This window comes from Thalassospira sp. B30-1, from assembly GCF_015767575.1.
GTDB lineage: Bacteria > Pseudomonadota > Alphaproteobacteria > Rhodospirillales > Thalassospiraceae > Thalassospira > Thalassospira xiamenensis.
This window is the reverse complement of record NZ_CP065232.1, coordinates 2,914,343-2,934,885: the sequence shown is the minus strand read 5'-3', so window position 1 is coordinate 2,934,885 and position 20,543 is coordinate 2,914,343. Positions and strand designations below refer to the sequence as shown.

The window sequence follows — 20,543 nt, the reverse complement described above, 5'->3', positions numbered from 1 at the left end:
ATGCCCCAATCCCTTCCCAATGCCATCACCATTGACGAAAAAGCCAATCCCTATCGCGACTGCATTCAGGGGCTGGCCAATCAGCCGATTACGGTTGTGCGGCTATTGCGCGACGCGGTGAATGAAAACCCGGTTGTCGCCAGCGACCGGAAATTCAATGTACCGGAAATCCGAGATGTGGTCGGGCGACTGGTGGAAAACCGGCCACGCATTGCGATTATCGGCGGGGCCCCGGATCATCCGGCGCATTTGCTGGATCGGCCACAGGCTTTGATGGCGGCAATTCGCATATGGGAAATGGGTGGGGTGCCGTTCCTGTTTCATGTGCCGGTGATTTGCGATGGCACCGCGCAGAATAATATCGGCCAAAGCTATTCCCTGGCATCGCGGAACCATACGGCGGCGGCGGTCAATATTACCTTTGAAGGCCACAGCTATCATGCGGCTTATGTCATTGCCGGGTGCGACAAATCCCCCGCCGCGGTAGTGGCCGGTTTGGCGGCCGCCGATCAGGCACGCAAATATCGTGGTGATCAGGCCCCGGTCTGGGCGGTGTTTGCCCCGTCCCACGTCCTGAAGGGCGGGGAAATTCCCGATGGAACCCGCCGGTTGCTGGATAAAATTGCAGATGATGCAGATCGGGCCGGGCATGATGACCTTGGTTCGGATATTCGCGAAAATATGCGCTATATTCTGCAATGCACGTCTGACGAAGCCTTTGCCGGGTTGCTGGACCGGGCGCGGTTATTGGGCATTATCGATGGCAAGATGGAGCGCCGGGTTCTTGATGAGCTTGCCGGGGCGACCTGTGATTCCAAGGGGGGAATTTGCGCCTTTAACGGCACGGGCAATTCATCGCGGACCATGCTGGCAGCCTTTGGCCTGACACCGCCCGAACTGGAATTGCTTACCGATGTGCCGCCCTATGCAGCAGTGGCGGCCGGGATTGATGCGATGTTTGGGGTCTTCAACAAACCCGAATATGCGATCAGCAATCTGTTGAAACGCAACTTTGCCAATTTCGTGCGTATTCATAATGCCACGGGGTCAAGCAGCAACATGCTGCTGCATTTGCCCTTCATGATGCGCTATGCCGGGTTTGACGTGACGATTGATGATTATCAGGATGTGCGTCTTAAAGCACCGGTGCCGGAAATCTTCGCCCATAGCCTGACGGAAAATCGCGATACCTTTGTTCTGGCCCAGCAAATGGCCGAAGGCAAAAATCGTGGTATGGAAAGTATCTATCGCGTTCTTGCCGATCTTGGTGTGGCGATGGATCTGGATGCGCCGACGGTTCTTGGCAAAACATGGGGCGAACGGATTGCCAATCTTGAAAACCCGGTCGATCTGTCACTTGGCGATAAATCGGTTATCCGGGCGACCCCTGTACGCAAGCGGTCCGGCGTGGATGTTCTGACCGGCAGCTTCTTTGAAAATTGTGCGGTCAAGACATCGGGCATGAGCGACCATCTGATCGAACATTTCGACAATCACGTTTTCATCGTACGCTATTATGAAAATGAGCATGTCTGTAACGCTGATTTTGCCTCGCCCGATCTGGTGACGCGCCTGATTGAAACCGATGGCGTGGACGAAGAACTGATTGCTGCCGTGGTCCGGCGCAATGGTGGTAACCGGGTTGATATGGACGCCCCCAAGGATATGCTGGCACAGGGGCATTTGTCCTTTGCCTTTGTGATTGGCGGGCAGGGGCCGGAAGCCTATGGCATGCCGGAAATGTTTTCACCGTCCCAGAACCTGCGCCACCATCGCATCCTTGAAGCGTCAAGCATGCTGATCACTGATGGCCGTTATTCCGGCGTGACCAAGGGGGCGTGTATCGGCCATATGGTGCCCGAGGCATTCGTGGGTGGCGGCATCGGTCATCTGCGCGACGGGGATGTGCTGCGTCTTGATCTGACAAAAAATACACTGGACTGGCTGGATCGCGATGCGTTCCTTGCAGGGATGGAAACGGCCGGAAGCCCGATTGATCTGGCGGATCGTGCGTCGTTATTTGCTGAACGGCAAAAACGCATGATCGCACGTCAATACGATATCGCAGCCAGCAACGTGATGGATCATGTATCGAACGCTGCACGCGGGATTGTCCCCGGTGTGGTGGATCGTCGTGCGGTCAATCCGTGGCGAAACTGATCTGAGGGGCAGGGATTTCTACTACGCCCTTGCGAAATCAGTATGATCCAATACCTCATCAGGGAAAGAACCGGCGTCGCCGGAAAATCTGATATCGACAAGGAGGACCATCATGACCAGCAAGCTGACGGTGCAGACGCCGAACGGTAATTTCGATGCCTATGTTGCCATGCCAGCCAAATTACCGGCACCGGTGGTGGTGGTTATTCAGGAAATCTTTGGTGTTAATGCCGTGATGCGTGGCATTGCCGATGATTATGCCAAACAGGGCTATATCGCGGTTTGTCCTGATCTGTTCTGGCGGATCGAGCCGGGGATCGAAATCACCGACAAGACCGAAAAAGAATGGAAACAGGCATTTGGCTATTATCAGGCATTCAATGTCGATAAGGGTGTCGAGGATATTGCGGCAACCCTGACGGCAGCACGCAAGATTGATGGTGCAAATGGCAAGGCCGGTGTTGTCGGTTTCTGCCTTGGCGGGCTTTTGACCTTCCTGTCGGCGACGCGCACTGATGGCGATGCCTTTGCAGTCTATTACGGCGGTGGCATGAACAATTATGTCGGTGAAGCCGGGAAGATCAAACAGCCGGTGATCATTCACTTGGCCGGGAATGATGAATATATCCCCGCCGATGCACAGGCCGTTATCAAGGATGCGCTTGATGACCATCCGTTGACCGAGCTTCATTTCTATCCCGGTCGCGATCATGCGTTTGCGCGCAAGGGCGGGGCGCATTACGACGAGAAGGATGCAGAAACCGCCAATGCGCGGACGGCCGAGTTTTTCCAAGCCAATCTTGTGTGATCGTCACAACGTGATCCCAACGAGGGCCGCAAATCTGCGGCCCTTTTAATTTACAAGATCAATGATCGTTGCTGGACCAAGGGATGGTTTATTTGTATGAGGAATGCAAATAAACCGATCATGGGAGGAATAAGTAAATGAAACTTCTGCGTTTTGGAGCTGCCGGTGCGGAAAAGCCCGGGCTTCTTGATCCGGATGGTGTAATCCGCGATCTTTCAGCGGTGATCGAGGATTTCAATCCCGATACCATTTCCGATGCTATCTTTACCAAAATCGCAGCCCTTGATCCCAAAAACCTTCCGGCAGTTTCGGGCAATCCGCGAATTGGTGCCTGTGTTGCCAAACCGGGCAAGTTCATTTGCATCGGATTGAACTATTCCGATCATGCCGCCGAGGCGGGCATGCAGGTGCCGACCGAGCCGATCATCTTTTTCAAGGCAACATCGGCGGTTTGCGGCCCGAATGATGATGTCGAAATCCCGCGTGGGTCGGAAAAATCTGACTGGGAGGTTGAGCTGGGCATCGTGATCGGCAAGCAAGCCAAATACGTGACCGAGGCGGAGGCGCTTGGCCATGTTGCCGGTTATTGCGTGGTCAATGATGTGTCCGAACGTGCGTTTCAGCTTGAACATGCAGGCCAATGGGTAAAGGGCAAAAGCCACGATACCTTTGGTCCGATTGGCCCGTGGCTGGTGACACGTGACGAGGTTGCTGATCCGCAGAACCTTCGCCTTTGGCTGGAGCTGAACGGTGAACGCGTTCAGAATGGCAGCACGGCAACCATGGTTTACGGCGTTGCCCATCTGATCAGCTATCTGTCGAAATTCATGACCCTGCAACCGGGCGACATCATCACGACCGGCACCCCGCCCGGTGTTGGCATGGGCATGACGCCGCAACGCTTCCTGAAACCCGGAGATGTCATGGAACTTGGCGTCGAAGGGCTGGGAAGCCAGCGTCAGAAAACCGTTCAGGCCTGATGAGGCTTGTGAACAAAATTAAAAGCCCCGCAGTGTATGTTGCGGGGCTTTTTTGATGAATCAGCCTACGGCCATGGCATCAAGTTCCTGCCGGTGGGCATGAAGCTTGTGGAAAATGGCATAGCGTCTGTCGTGGGCGTCCTTTGCGGTTTGGTCCGGCGCGTGGATGGTTTCCTTGCCAGCCATCCGGCGCGATGCAAGGGCAAGACCGCCTTCGGGATCAAGGGCCGCAGCACCAAGCATGGCGGAACCCAGTAGGACCGGTTCGGCGCAATCGGACATCACGACATTGCATCCGGTAACATCGGCATAAAGCTTGACCAGAACCAGGCTTGCGGTGTGTCCGCCGCTGAGATGGATGTGTTTGATGTCATAACCCGTCGCGTTCAGCGCATCGATGATATGGCGTGTGCCATAGGCAATCGCGCAGGCAGTTGCCCAGTAAAGATCAAGGAAGCTTTCCTCACTTTGATCAAGGCTGAGGCCTGAAATCACGCCGAGTGCTTCTGAGTCGGCAAGTGGCGACCGATTGCCATGAAAATCGGGCAGGACATGCAGGCGCGGTGCAAGATCGGGTGTTTCCGTCATTCGCGGCAAAAGTTTTTCCCCGGCAAGTTTGTGCGCATCACGGCCCATGTCGTGCGAAAACGGATGCATGGCCACGATATGATCAAGCAGCGCACCGGTTGCAGACTGACCTCCTTCGTTGAGCCAAAGACCCGGCGCAATCGCCCCGAAATAGGGGCCCCAGACACCTTTAATGAAACGCGGTTTGGAGGATAGAGCCATATGACAAGTGGATGTTCCGGCAATCATGGCAAAGCGTTCATCAAGATTGCCATCCAGATATTCGCCAAGCGTGCCAAGGGCACCTGCATGAGCATCAATCAAGCCTGCCCCCACGACGCAATCGGTCGTCAAGCCAAGTTCGGCGGCCCCCTGATCTGACAGATTGCCGATCAGATCACCAACACCCAATGCCTTGCGGTCAATTCCGGCCTTGGCAGGGAAATCTTCCAGGCCGATCTGATCAAGAAACGCGCGATCCCACGGATCATCCTGATGCGCCAGGTAAGTCCATTTACAGGTGATCGTGCAGCAGGACCGGTCGTTGCTGCCGGTTGCGCGGAAAGACAGGAAATCGGCAAGGTCATATGCCGCGCCCATTTTATCCCAGTTCTGACGATGATGGCGTTTCAGCCACATCAGTTTGGGCAATTCCATTTCGGGGGACATGGTGCCGCCGATATATTCTAGCACCTTGGCGCCGGTTTTGGTGCATTCTTCGGCTTCGCGGATGGCACGGTGATCCATCCAGACAATAACATCCCAGTTATCCGCACCACCCGGTGTTACGCCAAGCGGGCGGTTATCGGTATCGCGGATCACGAGCGAACAGGTGGCATCAAATCCGATGGCTGCGACCTGATCTGCGGCAATATTTGATTTTGCCAGCGCATCGCGAACCGACTGGCAAACCGCTTGCCAGATATTTTCCGAGTCCTGTTCGACAAAATCAGGTTTTGGCTTGTTCATGGCGATGGCATGGGCGGCGCTGCCAAGTAACTTTCCATCGACGCTAAACACGCCAGCGCGTGCGCTTCCGGTGCCAACATCCACACCGATGATGAACTTATCTGTAGGGCTCATTTGATCTTCCTCCCGCGGGGCCGATTGGTAGTGTGATGCGTTTTGAGCGCAAATCCGACCCTGATTTCAAGCGATTTCCGCGTATCTTTTTGTCCGCAATAAATTTACATGATGCGTAATTGAGCAAAAGTGCATAATTTGGTCAAATGCTCATTTTGGTTGACGGTGATATTCGCATTTGTATAGGCTTTTGTCATCAAACCCAATGAAGCCAGGTTCAACATGGCCCCCGGAAATGTCCAAGATAACGTCCGCACCCAGACACTGGCACCGATCATGACCGGTAAGGGTGTCGTTCTTTTTGATTGTGACGGCGTCCTGGTCGACAGTGAACCGATCTCCTTGGCGACACTTGTCGATGTGCTTGATCATTACGGTGCACCGCTAAGTCTGGCAGAAGTTGCAGCACGCTTTACCGGGCGATCAAGTGCCGCCCCGATCGAACATATCCGCCTTGAAACCGGACGTGACATCGCCCTCGAATTCAAGCCGTTCTTTTATGAGCGCCTGTTTGCCCGCTATGACGTTGAACTTCGTAAAACAGATGCAATCGATACGGTCCTTGCCGCGCTTAAAAAACGCAAGATCGCGTTTTGCATTTCATCAAGCAGTTCGGTGCAGCGGCTTGAACGGACAATGAAGGTGACGGGACTGGGCCATTGGTTCGGAACCGATATTTACAGCGCCGATTTCGTCCTGAAGGGTAAACCGGCACCGGATCTGTTTTTATATGCCGCTGATAAAATGGGGTTTCGTCCGGATCAGGCAATCGTGATCGAGGATTCGATTGCCGGGGTGAAGGCCGCCGTGGCAGCAGGCATGACCTGCATCGGTTATATCGGGGGCGGGCATTATGCCGGCCATCGTGAAGATGCATCGACCCGTCTTTATGACGCCGGGGCCGATATTGTTTTCGATGACATGCGTGATATCGTCACCCTGATCGAGCAGAGCTAGAGTCTGCCTAGCGCTGTCGCAGCAGGCTTTGATAGCGGGCCTGACTTTGGCTGAGATGTTCGCGCATTGCGGTGCGGGCCGTTTCCGCATCACGCGATGCAATCGCATCAAAGATGCGATGATGTTCGGTCAGAATTTTCTGCATATAGTTTTTCTGGTCTTCGACCTCGGGAGGGCGGCGGCGCAATTGCGCGCGCGGGATGGTTTTATCGCCCAGATGTTCTAGAAACTCGACATAACGCCGGTTATTGGTCGCATCGGCAATCGCGCGATGGAATTCGAAATCGGCCTTTTCGGTCGGATTGCCGCGTTCAAAGCAGTCGGTCATTTCCTGCTGGGCTTCGTATATTTTGGCCTGTTGGGCGGCAGAGCTTCGTGCACAGGCAAGACCGGCGGCCTCGATCTCGACGGCCATGCGCAGTTCAAGAATTTCCAGGACATCGGAAATCTGCGCGGAATCGACGGCAAAGATCGTACTGCCTAGTTTGCGCGGACTGGGAGCCAGCACAAATACACCTGCTCCTTGGCGTGGTTCGAGCAGGCCATCGGCCTTAAGGGCTGCAATGGCTTCGCGGACCACCGTGCGGCTGACGCCGAACTGTTCGGTCAAAACCGGCTCGGTCGGAAGTTTGCTGCCGGGCGTGCGCATGCCGCTTTCAATTTCATGACGCAGGCTTGCAATGACCTTTTCGGTCAGCGAAACTTTTCGTGGCGCGTTCTGCGCGGAGTTGTTGCTCATTTTCTTGCTCTGCAAATCCGCTATGATCGGAACCGGATGTTAATAATGATGAATTTAACATCCTGAAATAGTCCTACGATGTTGGTGACGGAAAGTCATCATATGATTTTGATATAGTGATGAGGCGACGACAATGGCCAAATCGGCCGAACCGGAATATCGCTGGAACAGTGGCCCGTTCAGGGTCGGAATTGTCCCACGGGGCGGGGCCATTTCGCGCATCGACTGGGTGCGTCCCGATGGTAATGGGGTGATCAATCTGTTGCGCCCGGTTGACGATTATTCCCTGACATCGGGCAATCCTTCGCATCTTGGATGTTTTCCGATGGTACCCTTTGCCAACCGGCTGGGTTATGCCCAGTTCGAATTCGATGGCAAAACCATCAATGTTCCGGTAAATCGGGCACCGGACCCGCATGCCATTCACGGATTTGGTATTTCAAGTATCTGGGAGATCGAACGTCCAACGGTTGATACCATCCGGTTCAATCACAAACATGATGATCGGCAGACCGGTTTTTGTTATGTCGCTTGGCAGCAGATCAAGGTCGCAAACGATACCATTTCAATCGAAATCGGTGTGCGCCATCTTGGCAAGGACCCGATGCCATATGGGATCGGGTTGCATCCATGGTTCCCTGGCAGCGAAAGTGCGTGGGTACAGTTTGTTGCGACCGACTGTTTCGGAACGGACGAAGGCAAGTTACCCACTACGCGCACGGTGATCGATCTTGGTCGCGATTTTGCCGATGGAAAAATGATCCGCCATCACAAGGGGCTTGATATTCATTATATCGGCTGGAACAAACAGGCGACGATGGTCTGGGCAGACCGGCAGTTAAGCCTGCTTCTGGAAGCCAGTGATACTTTGTCGAATCTGCAATTCTATATCCCGGACAACGGTCAGACATTCTGTATCGAGCCGGTGTCGCATGTACCAAACGTCCATAATCGTCCCGATTTCAAGGAATTCGGCGATGTCAGGGTGCTGGGCTATAATGATACGCTTTCGGGTGTCATGACGCTTACGCCAAGCCTTTTGACCGGATCGGGTCATGGTCTTGTCGATCAGGATGAAGAGCAGATTGGCAGGCGCGATTATTCACTCGTCGACTGATTGCTTCCCCTTTACCCTGCAAGTATTTGCCGATAAAACTTACAAGTAAGAATGACAAGATGACAAGTTGACGGGGATTGGGGAAATGACCGGCTTGCAACTTAAAATCCAGAAGCGTGAAAAGCTTGCGGATCAGCTTTACGGGCAGATACTTGAGCAGATTGTATCGGGCAATCTGTCCGAAGGGGCCAAGCTGCCCTCTGAAAATGAAATATGTGCATCCTTTGGTGTGTCGCGACCCGTGGTGCGCGAAGCCCTGCGCAAATTGCAGTCTGACGGGTTGGTCTATGCCCGTCAGGGCGTTGGATCATTCGTCAAGAAACGACCACCACAAGGGTTGATCGAGTTTGGCGGGATCAATGATGTGGCCGGGTTACTGCGCTGTTTTGAAGCCCGCATTGCGATCGAGGGGGCAACCGCGCGCATGGCCGCCGAACGCGCCACACTGCGTCATCATCGCGACATCGAACGTGCGCTTAAGATGCTTGAAGAAGGCATTGCAGCCGGTGATATAGCCGATCAGGCGGATTTTGAATTCCACATGTCAATCGCACGCGCCAGCGGCAATGATATCTTTGTCACCATGCTGACGTCCCTACATGGCGTGATTGCCAAAACCATGAATGTCGCCTTGAACATCACGCGCACCGGATCGGCCGAAAGGGTAAAAAAGGTTCTTTTGGAACATCGTCAGATTTATGACGCGATCCGTGGACAGGACGGCGAAAGCGCGGAATTGCTGATGCGCTATCACCTGCATCAAGCCCGCCAGCGGGTAACCGACCATGCGCGTGATATGTAACGTCGCGACTTCCACGCACAGAACATCCTGTAAAGTTTCCACGCAAATTTGTTGACAAGTGCCCCTGTGCGCCTGCACACAAGTCATATGACGAATTGCGTCGGAAAGAATACAGGAACGGATCATGTCAGGTGATATTTCAGCCGTACAGCAGCCCCGCATTCTGCTGGAGGAACGGTTTGAACTGGGCGAATGCCCGAACTGGGACGGCGACAATAACCGCCTTTACTGGGCCGATATCATCGGTCAGAAAATCCATGCGCTTGATATCGAAACCGGGCAGCGCCATAGCTGGTCATTTGAAAGCGAAGTCGGCTGTTTCGGTTTGACCGATCAGGGGCGTCTGGTCGTGGCGCTGAAAAGTGACATTATCCTGTTTGATCCGAAAACCGGGGTGCGCGAAAAGCTTGCTGCGGTCGAAGGCGATAATGACATGAGCCGCACTAACGACGGCAAAATCGGCCCGGACGGGGCATTCTGGGTCGGCACCATGGATCAGAATGCCGACAAGCAGCCTGTGGCATCGCTTTATCGCGTGACCGGATCGGGGGAAGTCGAACACAAGGTCGGCGGGATCAAGATTTCCAACGGTCTGGCATGGTCGCCCGATGGTCGCATTATGTATCATTCGGATTCTCGTGGGCCTTGGGTCAATCGCTGGGATTTTGATGCCAAGACCGGCGCGATCAGTCATTGTCAGCTTTTCCTTGACCTTAACGACACGGTCGGACGCCCGGATGGTGCGGCAGTTGACATGGAAGGCTGTTATTGGAGTGCAGGCGTTTCGGCGGGCAAACTGAACCGTTTTGCCCCTGATGGTACCTTGTTGCTATCCATTGATATGCCGATGCCAAATCCGACCATGCCGTGCTTTGGCGGGGTGGATATGAAAACGCTTTATGTCACCAGTCACATGGAAAATTACCCGGCTGATAAACGCGCCGAATTCCCCGATGCGGGCAAACTTGTCATGCTGCGTGTCGACGTCGCGGGGGTGCCGGTCAACCGGTTCCGCGAAGATGTATAGATACTGAAAACAAAAGGGCCGTGCGTTTTGCAGCGCAAGGCCCCTTTGCCATTTTCTGTACGTTTTCAGGCGGTTTTGATTTCGGCGCGCACGGTGCCGACACCTTCAAAAATCGCTTCGATACGGCCATGTTTGGTCAAGGTTGGCGGGGCGCAGGCCCCGGTGGTGATGACATCGCCTGCTTTTAAGTGCTGACCGCGTTTGGCGAGGAACCGCACCAGATAGGCCAATCCGCCAAACGGATCAGGCCATGCGGCGGGATCGCTGTTTTGCGCCAGAACCTTGTCATCGGACCGTGTTTCTACCGGGCCATTCAGAAACGCCATATCGCGCCAATCGGCAATTTCCGGGCCAAGCACCAGATAGCCGGTGGAATTCAAATCGGCCAATGTCGAGACCGGCCCCTGTTTTTTGGTAAACCGGCGATCTGCGATCTCTATCGCCAGATGCACGCTTTTGATGTGATCAAGGATCGCTTTGGCGGTAGCATTGGCACTAGGAGTGCTAGCCATGACCACGGCAATCTCGGCCTCGATATTCGGGAAATGGACATCATTTGTGGTGATGGTGGCTCCGTCGGCAATGATCCGGCCATCAAGCAGTGGCCCGATCAACGGCCCGTCAAGCCCAAGCCCCGCCTGTGCGGCACGTGTTGCCACCGAGAGCTTCCAGCCGGTTTGTTTTGCACCTGTCAGGGCAAGGGTTGCCTGCTGAACCTCGTACGCCGTTTCGAAGTCGGTCGGGTTGGCACCGTCGGGCAGGGGATCAATCAGGGTGTTTTGGGTGAAAGCATCGGCCAGAATTCGGCTTGCCTTGGTGATGTCGGTCATTCCCTGTGCCTATCCTTCTGTTTTTGGAGTGTTTTTCGTGGCGTTCTCAGCAGCCTAGCGGAGCATTTGGATGAAGTCATCATATCAATTTCCGGGAGTCGTCTCTTTTTGATGTAGGCTGCGTTTGTATGATGATTTTCGATAAAGGCGATAACGGTGAATAATCCCGGAAAGTGGTGGTTATGCACCCATACTAAAGTTGCTAAGTAATATGATTGACAAAATGATATGATGAATTTATAGAATCATCATAGGTTATGTCGATGCTTTATGAATTGAAGGACGTTTTATGCAATATCAGGAACTGAAAACGGCAATTGGTGCCGGTCTGCTTTCTTTCCCGGTTACGCCGTTCAAGGTGGATGGTTCGCTGGATATGGATACCTACCGCACGCATGTCGGCTGGCTGGCGCAATTTCCGGCAGCAGCCCTGTTTGCGGCTGGTGGCACTGGGGAGTTTTTCTCGCTGACTCCGGCGGAAGTCGTTCAGACCGTGCGTGTCGCCAAGGAAGTCGCAGGCAACACTCCGATCATTGCCGGTTGCGGTTATGGCACCGCCATGGCCGTCGAACTGGCCCGTGAATGCGAAAAAGCCGGTGCCGATGGCCTGCTTTTGCTGCCGCAATATCTGATCGGTGCCAAGCAGGAAGGTCTGTATGAACGCGTCAAGGCGGTCTGCAATGCGGTCAAAATCGGTGTGATCGTTTACAACCGCGACAATGCGATCCTGTCTGCCGAAACGCTTTCTAAATTGTGTGATGAATGCCCGAACCTGATCGGTTTCAAGGATGGTCACGGCGATATCGAACTGGTCACGCGCGTTTGTGTTACGATGGGCGATCGTCTTTCCTATATCGGTGGCATGCCGACGGCCGAAGTTTTTGCCAAGGCTTATAAGGCGGCGGGTGTGACCACCTATTCGTCGGCAATATTTAACTTTCTGCCCAAGCAGGCGTTGGAATTCTATGACGCGTTGACGAATGACGACGATGCAACGATGAACCGCATCCTGACCGAATTCTTCTATCCGTATCTGGCGGTCCGTGATCGCGGCACAGGTTATGCCGTATCAATCGTCAAGGCCGGCATGCGGGTTATCGGGCGCGATACCGGCCCGGTGCGCAGCCCGCTTACTGATCTGAGTGCAGAAGAACATGACATGCTGGCTGAAGTTATCTGCAAGGCGTTCGGCGAGGACGTATTGAAGGTCGCCTAAGCTGCACGAACCGGCAGGTGGCTTCTGCCGGGACTACCTCTGCGACGCTGCAAAAGCAAATGGCGCGCAAAATTCGGTTGTCAGAAAAACCATTACTTGTTGTTACAAGTAACAAGATGTAAGGTTTTCTGACAACAACTGGTCCCATCAGGGAAAGCAAGACTTTAACGTTAAACGACATAAAGTCACGGGAGGAATATCAATGAACAAGTTTATGAAAACCACGACGCTGACACTTGCGGCGGCGGCGATATCGGTCGCTTTTGTTGCCGGTGCGCAAGCACGTGAATGGCGCGGCTGGAATATCCATCCGGCAGACTATCCTGTTTCGACCGGGATGGAGGAATTCGCCCGTCTGATCAATGAAAAATCCGGTGGAAACCTTGAAGCCAAGGTTTATCACGGCGGCGTTCTGGGCGATCAGCCCGATGCCATCCAGCAGGTTCGCCTTGGCGGTCTGGACTGGGCTGTTTTCAACCTTGGTCCGTTGGGTGAAGTCGCACCGGAAGCCAACGTTGTTTCGCTGCCTTTCATCTTTAAAAACGTCGATGCCATGCATGACGTCATGGATGGTCCGGCAGGTCAGCAGATCGCAAACGGCCTTGCAAATGCCGGCCTTCAGGCACTTGGCTGGTACGATTCAGGTGCGCGTTCCTTCTATAACACCAAGCACCCGATCAACACGCCAGAAGACCTCAAGGGGCTTAAATTCCGCGTGATGAGCAACGATCTGTATGTACAGATGGTTGGTGCCCTTGGCGGTAACGCAACCCCGATGCCGTATGGCGAAGTTTACCAGTCGCTTAAAACCGGTGTGATCGACGGTGCGGAAAATAACTATCCGTCTTATGACAGCTCGGGCCATTTCGAAGCGGCGAAATACTATTCCGTGACCCAGCACCTGATCCTTCCGGAATGCCTGTGCGTCAACAAGGCGCTGTATGACGGTCTGTCGGATGACGAAAAGAAAATCCTTCAGGAAGCAGCCGATGAGTCGGTCAAGGTTCAGCGCGCTGCCTGGGCAGAACGTGCAGAACAGTCCAAAGAGAAAGTTGTTGCTGCCGGTATCGAAGTGAACGAAATCGCTGACAAGGCCGCGTTCCAGGATGCGATGAAGCCTGTCTATGACAACTTCATCAAAGCCAACCCGGATCTGGCCGGTCTGGTCAAGGCGATCCAGGACGCCCAGAAATAAATGATCAAGCCATGGAAGGGCGGCGACATTCTCGCCGCCCTTCTTTACGCTTGTATCCAGTCTTTTTTGTTAATCCATTTCTGGCGGCGTGCGAATGTTTTCTCAACTCACCGGGATGCTTGACCGTTTGGGTGGCAGACTTGCCAAAATCCTTAATCTGATCGGCGGAATTGCGCTGGTGGCGCTTATTCCCGCTTTTGCCTGGCTGGTTTTCGGGCGCTATGTGCTCAATGAAACCCCGACCTGGGTCGAGCAGCTTTCTCTTATCTTGATCGTTCTGATAACCTTTCCGGTTGCGGCCGCCTGTATTCGCGACAACAGCCATCTTTCGGTATCGTTTTTCCGCGATGCATTGCCGCCCAAGGCGGCGGCGGTCATGGCACTGATCAGCTATGCCGCAATGGTAGTGTTTGGTTATTACATGTTTATCGGCGGGTATGATCTTGTTGTCTTTAACTGGGCCAAGAAAATGCCGATCATTCACATCCCCGATGGCATGCGGTCGATCCCGATGATGGTTTGCGGGGCAGGCATCGCTTTTTACAGCGTTGTCCATATCCTTAAAATCCTCAGTGGCTGGAACACCATCGCACAAAGCCGTTTTTACAGTGACGAATTGCTTGATAAGGACACCGAATAAATGGGCATGACCATTCTTTTGGGCCTGTTTGCCATTGGCATTGTCATTGGTATGCCCGTTGCCCTTGCACTTGGCGTTGCTGCCCTTGCGACTTTCTTCTTCGAAGGTCTGCCAACCCTGATCGCATTTCAGCGCATCGGTTCGGGGATCAGTGCCTTTTCGCTTCTGGCCATTCCGTTCTTTATCTTTGCCGGTGAACTGATGCTGCATGGCGGGATCGCCAACCGGCTGGTGCAGTTCGCAACCGCCCTTGTCGGCAGCCGCCGTGGCGGACTTGGCATTGTAAACGTATTTTCATCGATGCTGTTTGGCGGCATTTCCGGGTCTGCTGTTGCCGATACCTCCGCGCTTGGCTCGATCCTTATTCCGGTGATGAAAAAGGAAGGCTACCGTGCGGATTATGCGGTCAACGTCACGGTGACCTCGTCGATTGCGGGTATCATGATCCCGCCCAGCCATAACATGATCCTGTATGCTGTCGCGGCCGGCGGCGGGATTTCGATTTCCAAGCTGTTCATGGCCGGTCTGGTGCCGGGCATCATCATGTGTCTGTTGCTTGGGCTTGCCACGTGGCTGGTAGCGATAAAACACGGTTACCCGTCGGTTCCGTTTCCGGGATGGCGCGTTGTCTGGGTTACGGCCATTCGTGCCATCCCCGGATTTTTCACGGCGGTCATTATCGTCGGCGGCGTTCTGAGCGGTATCTTTACCGTGACAGAATCCGGTGCGATTGGCGTGGCTTATGCGTTGATCATTACCGGGATTGTTTATCGTGAACTCAATTGGGCGGGCTTTGTTGCTGCGGTCAAGCAATCGGCTAAAACGACGGCTCTTGTCATGTTGCTGGTCGGGTGTGCATCGGCCTATGGCTATATGCTGGCCTTCTATCAGGTGCCCGATGCACTGGCCCATGCGATTACATCGATCACCGATAATCCGATCATGGTTCTGTTGCTGATCAATCTTATGTTGCTGGTGGCGGGCATGATCATGGATATGGCGGCATTGATCCTGATCTGTACGCCGATCTTCCTGCCGCTGGCGACCCAGTTTGGCATGGATCCGATCCAGTTCGGCATGGTTCTGATGATGAATTTGGGCCTTGGCCTTTGTACGCCGCCGGTGGGTTCCTGCCTGTTTGTCGGTTGTGCGATTGGCGGGGTGAAGATTGAAAAGGCCGTCATGACGATCTGGCCGTTTTATCTGGCGATCCTGACGGCGCTTATGCTGACAACCTATGTGCCTGCGATTTCGCTGACGTTGCCGAACCTTGTGTTTGGTGGCGGCTGATCGCGGGTCAAGATGACTTCAAAGAGGAAGACAATGAAACGTTTGCTGATTACCGGTGCTGCTGGCAACCTTGGGAAAATCCTGCGTGAGGGGCTGAAAGGCTATGCCGATGTGCTGCGCCTTTCGGATATCGCGCCGATGGATCCGGCTGGTCAGGGCGAGGAAGTCGTGCCGTGCGATCTCTCGGATCGTTCGGCTGTCCATGAATTGACCAAGGATTGCGACGGGATCATTCATCTGGGCGGGATTTCGGTCGAAGCCGCATTTGATGACCTGCTGCAGGCCAATTTCCTTGGCACCTATAACCTGTATGAAGGTGCCCGCAAAAACGGCAAGCCACGCATCCTGTTTGCCAGTTCGAACCACGCCATCGGGTTCCACAAGCGCACGACCAAGCTTGATGACAAATCCGAACTGCGCCCTGACAGTCTGTATGGCGTCACCAAATGCTACGGCGAGGCCTTGGCGAGTTACTATTTCGACAAGTTCGATGTTGAAACCGTCTCGCTTCGTATCGGGTCATGTTTTGAAAAGCCGCGCGATCGCCGGATGTTGTCGACCTGGATGAGCCCGCGTGACTTCATTTCCCTGATGAAGGCAGTGTTTGATGCACCGATGACCGGCCATCTGGTGATGTATGGGGTTTCGAACAACCGCACCAAATGGTGGAGCAACGACCATGCCGAACTGATCGGCTGGCAGCCGCTGGATAGTTCCGAGATCTTCCGCGCAGAAATCGAGGCAGCCTTCCCGGTCGAAGACCGTCACGACCCGGCTGTGATCTATCAGGGCGGTGGTTTTGCTGCCAAAGGCCACTTTGAAGACTGATCAAATCACCGCTCACTTTACAGTCAAAGGTCTGCGCAAGCGGGCCTTTTGCTTTTGGGATTGACCCTGAAATCGTGCGCTGTATAAGCATTGATGAAAATGATAACCGTTATCATTACTGACTAGGCCGGTGAGAGACATGACGGTCAGGGACCGTTTCTGGGATGGGATATATCAACAATACCACGGGCGCCTGTTGCGTCAGGTGCAGAAATATCTGCCCGCTGGCGAGGAAAGCCATGATGTGTTGCAAGACCTTTATATCCAACTTCGCAAACGTGCCGTCGACCCGCGCGAAGTTGACAATCCGCCTGCCTATCTGATGCGAATGGCAACCAATCTGGCGATTGATACGCTGCGCCGTCGCAATCGAAATCCGCTTGATTTTACCGATCCCGCCGACCTTGCCGATATACCCGATGCAATCGGGGATAGTGTGACACCAGAACAAATAAGTGCAGACCGGCAACGTATCGCTATTGTCGGTCGGGCGATTGATGGATTGCCGCCGCGCTGCCGGGATGCTTTCCTGCTGTGCAAGCGCGACCATCTCAGCCCGGCGGAGGCCGCAGAAACCCTTGGCATCAGTCGCAATATGGTCGAAAAACACTTGCGTCATGCTCTTAAACATTGTCGAACGGTGCTGGCGCGATATGAAAACTGAATATCCTCTTTGTGCATTGCCATTCGTCTTTTACATATCAAGCTATTCGATCAATTGCCGGATCCCGCCATTGCCATGACAGAGTTTCGCTATCCCGACGACTGCCAAAGCAATGAAGACATTGCCGATTTTTGGGCAATCCGCCTTGACCAGGGGGATCTGGATCGATGTGAGCAGACGGCTTTTGAGAACTGGCAGGCTGAAAATTCAGGAAATGTACGGCTTTTGATGCGGGCACGCCAGACATGGCGCAGCATGGAAATGGCCGTAACGGATAGTCCGCGAGTAGCGCAGGAAAATACTGAAAGACAACCCGTCGATCTTGACGGCATCCGCGCCGATCTTGAACGTCTTGGCGCACTTGAAGGCAGGCAGGGGCGATTGCCGGGAATGCAATCCGGCAAACGCCGGTTTCGGCCGAAGCTGGCGGCAGCTATCGGATTGGTCCTCGTTGGTCTGTTTGTGCTGGGTGGGCTTCGTCGCGATCCGGATCTGATCGCGGCCAACGATGCCAGTGCGGTCCGCGAAATTCACGAACTGACAGATGGTTCACGGGTCTGGATGGAACCGGGAACACGGCTTGCGGTCAAATATGATGATACCGGGCGCGATATTACGGTTCTTGAAGGTGGCATTTATATTGAAGTTGCTCCTGACAAATCCCGGCCTTTACGGGTTCGTCTGAATGATATTACCGCCCAGGCCGTCGGCACCGCCTTTGTGGCTTCGAAATGGGGGGGGCTCGCCCGGGTGGAAGTCAGCGAAGGTTTGGTCGATCTGCGCCAGAGTGACGGCAACATACGTTTGGCAAAGCTTTCCGCCGGGCGTGCCGCGTGGCAGTTGCCAACGGGTGACATGCGTTATGGTACGCGCGATGTGGATCGCATTGCCGGATGGCGGAATGGTCGCTGGATGGTTAACGAGATGTCGCTTGAGGAATTGATCGCACGGATTTCGCCGCTTTTGCCGGGGCAGAACTTTATCCTTGATCCGCGTATGGGCGATATTTTCGTTACCGGAAATTTCGATCTGGCAAAACCCGACAGTGCGATGAATGCTCTGATGGCAGCCTATGATCTTGAAAATAAAGCCTATCCGGGTGGTTTTCATCTGATTTCAAAAAAATAAACAAAATGACCTCCTCATTCCCGCGAGCCATTCGTCATGAGGGTAATAGTGATTTGCATTATTATCTTTCAGATATGGGGGAATGATCTTGAAACACGAACGAAGCGCGATGATGCGCCTGCTTGGAACAAGCGCACTTGTGTCTGTCCTGATGATCTGCAGTACCGGAATGGTGCAGGCACAGGACGCTAATACGGTCCATACAATCCGCATTGAAACGCAAGATCTCCGCGCGGCACTTGATCAACTGGCGACCGAGTTTGGTTTGCAGCTGATTGTACAGGGCGATCTTGCAGGGGTGGTTGCAACGCCGTTTGCAGGGGATGTAACCGCGACGGAAGCATTGCGAACCCTGCTGGCAGGTAGCGGGTATGATTTTGAGTTTATCGGGGCTGACAGCGTAAAAATCATTCCGGCGGCAAAGTCGGATAGTGGCGAGATCATCCTGCAGGATATTGTGGTTTCGGCAAGTCGTTCGAAACGCTCAATAAAAAGCATGTCTCCCTCAGTGGTGCTAATTGGCCGCGACCAGATTGAGGCGCAGCTCGCAAAGTCCAACAGTCTTTCGACCCTTTTGCGGGATGCTGTTCCCGGCTTTATGTTCGATGCGCAAACCCTGACCAGCAGCACGGAAACTTTCCGAGGGCGCGACATACAGGTGCTTGTTGACGGGATTGGTCGCAATACGCCGCTACGTAATTCCAGCCGCATTCTGTCAATGATTGATCCGGAACTGATCGAAAGCATCGAAGTTATTCCGGGTTCAAGCGCCCTGAACGGAGAGGGTGCAACTGGGGCGACGGTCAATATCGTAACCAAGACCGGGACACCGGGGGAGAACATCTTTGTTGTCGATACCCATGTAAAAGCATTCACTCAGGATATCGGTGACAGCCTTGCGCCGTCGCTTACTCTTTCCGGCAGCGGTGGCGTGGGGAAATTCGACTATGCTGCAAGTGTTACCGGATCAACATCCGAAAACCAGTATAGCGGCTATGGGAAACAAATGCCGTCCGACCCGATGATGGGGCAGGGTAGTTTTGACAATGCCGAGAATCTGAACCTGTTTGGCAAGCTCGGCTATGGTTTTCTTGAAGGACACCGGGTTTCGCTTTCGACCGAAATCGTCCGGTTCAGTCAGAAGCCGGATTACTATCCCGACGTGCGGGCCAATCCTGCGGCAGTGAATTTTTTGGCCCCATATGACGGGCAGCCGCTTGAGGAAGAAAGCGAATATTTGACTGCTGGATACGAGTTTGATCTGGGGGCTTTGGGCCGTGGCGATCTTAAACTGTTTTACAATGACACCTACAAGCAGGCGTCGCGGGCACAGTATGATGCGACCTATAATTTTGCACTGGTCGCATTACCGGGCAGCCCCGCGGTTGAGGATCCGCTGGGACAGTCGGTTATTGATGCGCAGAAATATGGGGTCAAACTTTCAACCGATACCGGAATTGACGATTTGTATGACGGACTGACACTTAGCTGGGGCGGGGATCTGACATTTGATGAGATCAAGTATCGCACCGTTAGTGGACGCGACATCGGCGCACCAATGGATCAGGACGGCAAGGCGGTTTTTGCCCAATTAAGTGCGCCGATCACGCGTTTTGTCGATGTTTCTGGCGGCGTTCGTTATGAGACATATGATCTGACGGTCGATGATTTCCTGCGGCCTAACTATATGCGCTATGTCGGTGGCGTCGCGAGTGCCTATTTCCCTGCAGCGCAATTTACCGGCGGCAGCACGACCTATGATGCCGTTACCTATAACGCATCTGCGGTGGTTCACTGGACCGATCAGTTTGATACATCACTGAGCTATAGCGAAGGTTTTGCCGTTCCCGATGTTGGTGCCTACACCCGTCGTGCCGGGACCCAAGGGGTACCACTGAATTTCTCGCAGATCGATGTCGAAGCATCCAAGGTCAAGACATATGAACTTGCCGCAAGTTATGACACGCGTAATTTCCGGACGTCTGGGGCAGTATATATGAGTACCAACGAACACGGTAACAATTTTGACCCTGCGACCAATGCGCTCAGTCAGGAAAAAGAACGCATCATCGGTGCGGAGCTGAGTGCAGAATATGATCTGACCGAAAATACCTATGTCGGGGCTTTGGCGTCTTATGTTGAAGGAAAATATGACAAAGATAAAGACGGCGATCTGGAAAGCTGGCTGCCCAACAACCGCATTCCATCGCCCTTCCGGTTCACGGGCTATGTCGACAGTTATGTCTGGGATGATCTGAATGTTCGGTTTGATGGCACATATACCGCCCAACGTAACCGTATCAAAGACGAGACAATCAAACCAAGTCTGGTTTTCAACCTGTCGGCCAATTACCCGGTGATGGGCGGAACGGCGCGGCTTGGCATCGAGAATATTCTTGATACCAGCTATGAAAACCCGGCAGCAACCGCCCTTCGCGGATATTCCATTGCCGGACTTGGCCGGACGATCCTGATCGGATTCCGTCGGGAATTCTGATCTGGCGGTATATAG

The 20,543-nt window shown here is 53.8% G+C and carries 18 protein-coding genes; 15 read left to right on the top strand and 3 right to left on the bottom strand.

The annotated features are described in order from the left end of the window. The 3 genes from IT971_RS14050 (at position 1) to IT971_RS14040 (ending at position 3,948) form a co-directional block, all read left to right on the top strand. Complete coding sequence (locus tag IT971_RS14050; protein ID WP_063094579.1) at positions 1–2,160, top strand: dihydroxy-acid dehydratase; 2,160 nt, start codon at positions 1–3, stop codon at positions 2,158–2,160. A 112-nt stretch (positions 2,161–2,272) separates the two neighbouring features. After that, positions 2,273–2,968 (top strand): dienelactone hydrolase family protein, encoded by a 696-nt coding sequence (locus IT971_RS14045; protein WP_063094581.1) that lies wholly within the window; start codon positions 2,273–2,275, stop codon positions 2,966–2,968. 137 nt (positions 2,969–3,105) lie between these two features. After that, positions 3,106–3,948 carry a fumarylacetoacetate hydrolase family protein gene (locus IT971_RS14040; protein ID WP_063094583.1) on the top strand — a complete coding sequence of 281 codons (843 nt, stop codon included), beginning with the start codon at positions 3,106–3,108 and terminating at the stop codon, positions 3,946–3,948. Between the two features lie 60 nt (positions 3,949–4,008). Here IT971_RS14040 and IT971_RS14035 read toward each other — a convergent pair whose 3' ends face one another. Next, a complete protein-coding gene (locus IT971_RS14035; RefSeq protein ID WP_063094585.1) occupies positions 4,009–5,598 on the bottom strand; it encodes an FGGY-family carbohydrate kinase in 1,590 nt (529 codons plus the stop codon). A gap of 222 nt (positions 5,599–5,820) precedes the next feature. On the opposite strand from IT971_RS14035, the gene IT971_RS14030 reads away from it, so the two are divergent. Continuing rightward, positions 5,821–6,555: an HAD family phosphatase gene (locus tag IT971_RS14030; protein WP_063094587.1), complete on the top strand. Its 735-nt coding sequence runs from the start codon at positions 5,821–5,823 to the stop codon at positions 6,553–6,555. A 7-nt stretch (positions 6,556–6,562) separates the two neighbouring features. Here the strand turns inward: IT971_RS14030 and IT971_RS14025 are convergent, their stop codons facing one another. Further along, positions 6,563–7,294, bottom strand: a complete 732-nt coding sequence (locus tag IT971_RS14025; protein ID WP_063094589.1) for a FadR/GntR family transcriptional regulator — start codon at positions 7,292–7,294, stop codon at positions 6,563–6,565. A 133-nt stretch (positions 7,295–7,427) separates the two neighbouring features. Here IT971_RS14025 and IT971_RS14020 point away from each other — a divergent pair, with 133 nt between their 5' ends. The 3 genes from IT971_RS14020 to IT971_RS14010 all read left to right on the top strand — a co-directional run bounded on the left by IT971_RS14020 (position 7,428) and on the right by IT971_RS14010 (position 10,240). Continuing rightward, entirely contained in the window at positions 7,428–8,411 is a 984-nt protein-coding gene (locus tag IT971_RS14020; RefSeq protein ID WP_063094591.1) for a hypothetical protein, read from the top strand. An 85-nt stretch (positions 8,412–8,496) separates the two neighbouring features. Beyond that, on the top strand, positions 8,497–9,213 hold the full coding sequence (locus tag IT971_RS14015; protein ID WP_007091578.1) for a FadR/GntR family transcriptional regulator: 717 nt from the start codon (positions 8,497–8,499) through the stop codon (positions 9,211–9,213). Positions 9,214–9,337: 124 nt separating this feature from the next. Continuing rightward, positions 9,338–10,240, top strand: coding sequence for an SMP-30/gluconolactonase/LRE family protein (locus IT971_RS14010; protein WP_063094593.1), 903 nt, complete (start codon positions 9,338–9,340; stop codon positions 10,238–10,240). A gap of 65 nt (positions 10,241–10,305) precedes the next feature. On the opposite strand, the gene IT971_RS14005 is transcribed toward IT971_RS14010, so the two are convergent. After that, positions 10,306–11,070 (bottom strand): 2-keto-4-pentenoate hydratase, encoded by a 765-nt coding sequence (locus IT971_RS14005; protein ID WP_063094595.1) that lies wholly within the window; start codon positions 11,068–11,070, stop codon positions 10,306–10,308. Positions 11,071–11,359: 289 nt separating this feature from the next. On the opposite strand from IT971_RS14005, the gene kdgD reads away from it, so the two are divergent. The 8 genes from kdgD to IT971_RS13965 all read left to right on the top strand — a co-directional run bounded on the left by kdgD (position 11,360) and on the right by IT971_RS13965 (position 20,528). Then, positions 11,360–12,286 (top strand): 5-dehydro-4-deoxyglucarate dehydratase, encoded by a 927-nt coding sequence (gene kdgD, locus IT971_RS14000; protein ID WP_063094597.1) that lies wholly within the window; start codon positions 11,360–11,362, stop codon positions 12,284–12,286. A 202-nt stretch (positions 12,287–12,488) separates the two neighbouring features. Beyond that, the gene (locus tag IT971_RS13995) at positions 12,489–13,481 is read left to right on the top strand and encodes a TRAP transporter substrate-binding protein (protein ID WP_063094599.1); all 993 of its coding nucleotides are present in this window, start codon (positions 12,489–12,491) and stop codon (positions 13,479–13,481) included. Between the two features lie 94 nt (positions 13,482–13,575). Further along, complete coding sequence (locus tag IT971_RS13990) at positions 13,576–14,121, top strand: TRAP transporter small permease (RefSeq protein ID WP_007091573.1); 546 nt, start codon at positions 13,576–13,578, stop codon at positions 14,119–14,121. Beyond that, positions 14,122–15,411, top strand: coding sequence for a TRAP transporter large permease (locus tag IT971_RS13985; protein WP_063094601.1), 1,290 nt, complete (start codon positions 14,122–14,124; stop codon positions 15,409–15,411). It abuts the gene before it with no gap. Between the two features lie 33 nt (positions 15,412–15,444). Continuing rightward, positions 15,445–16,239, top strand: coding sequence for an NAD(P)-dependent oxidoreductase (locus IT971_RS13980; protein WP_063094603.1), 795 nt, complete (start codon positions 15,445–15,447; stop codon positions 16,237–16,239). A gap of 139 nt (positions 16,240–16,378) precedes the next feature. Further along, the gene (locus IT971_RS13975) at positions 16,379–16,903 is read left to right on the top strand and encodes an RNA polymerase sigma factor (protein WP_063094605.1); all 525 of its coding nucleotides are present in this window, start codon (positions 16,379–16,381) and stop codon (positions 16,901–16,903) included. A 75-nt stretch (positions 16,904–16,978) separates the two neighbouring features. Continuing rightward, the gene (locus tag IT971_RS13970; protein WP_223305171.1) at positions 16,979–18,031 is read left to right on the top strand and encodes a FecR family protein; all 1,053 of its coding nucleotides are present in this window, start codon (positions 16,979–16,981) and stop codon (positions 18,029–18,031) included. An 82-nt stretch (positions 18,032–18,113) separates the two neighbouring features. After that, complete coding sequence (locus IT971_RS13965; protein WP_063094609.1) at positions 18,114–20,528, top strand: TonB-dependent receptor; 2,415 nt, start codon at positions 18,114–18,116, stop codon at positions 20,526–20,528. The last annotated feature ends 15 nt before the right edge of the window (positions 20,529–20,543 follow it).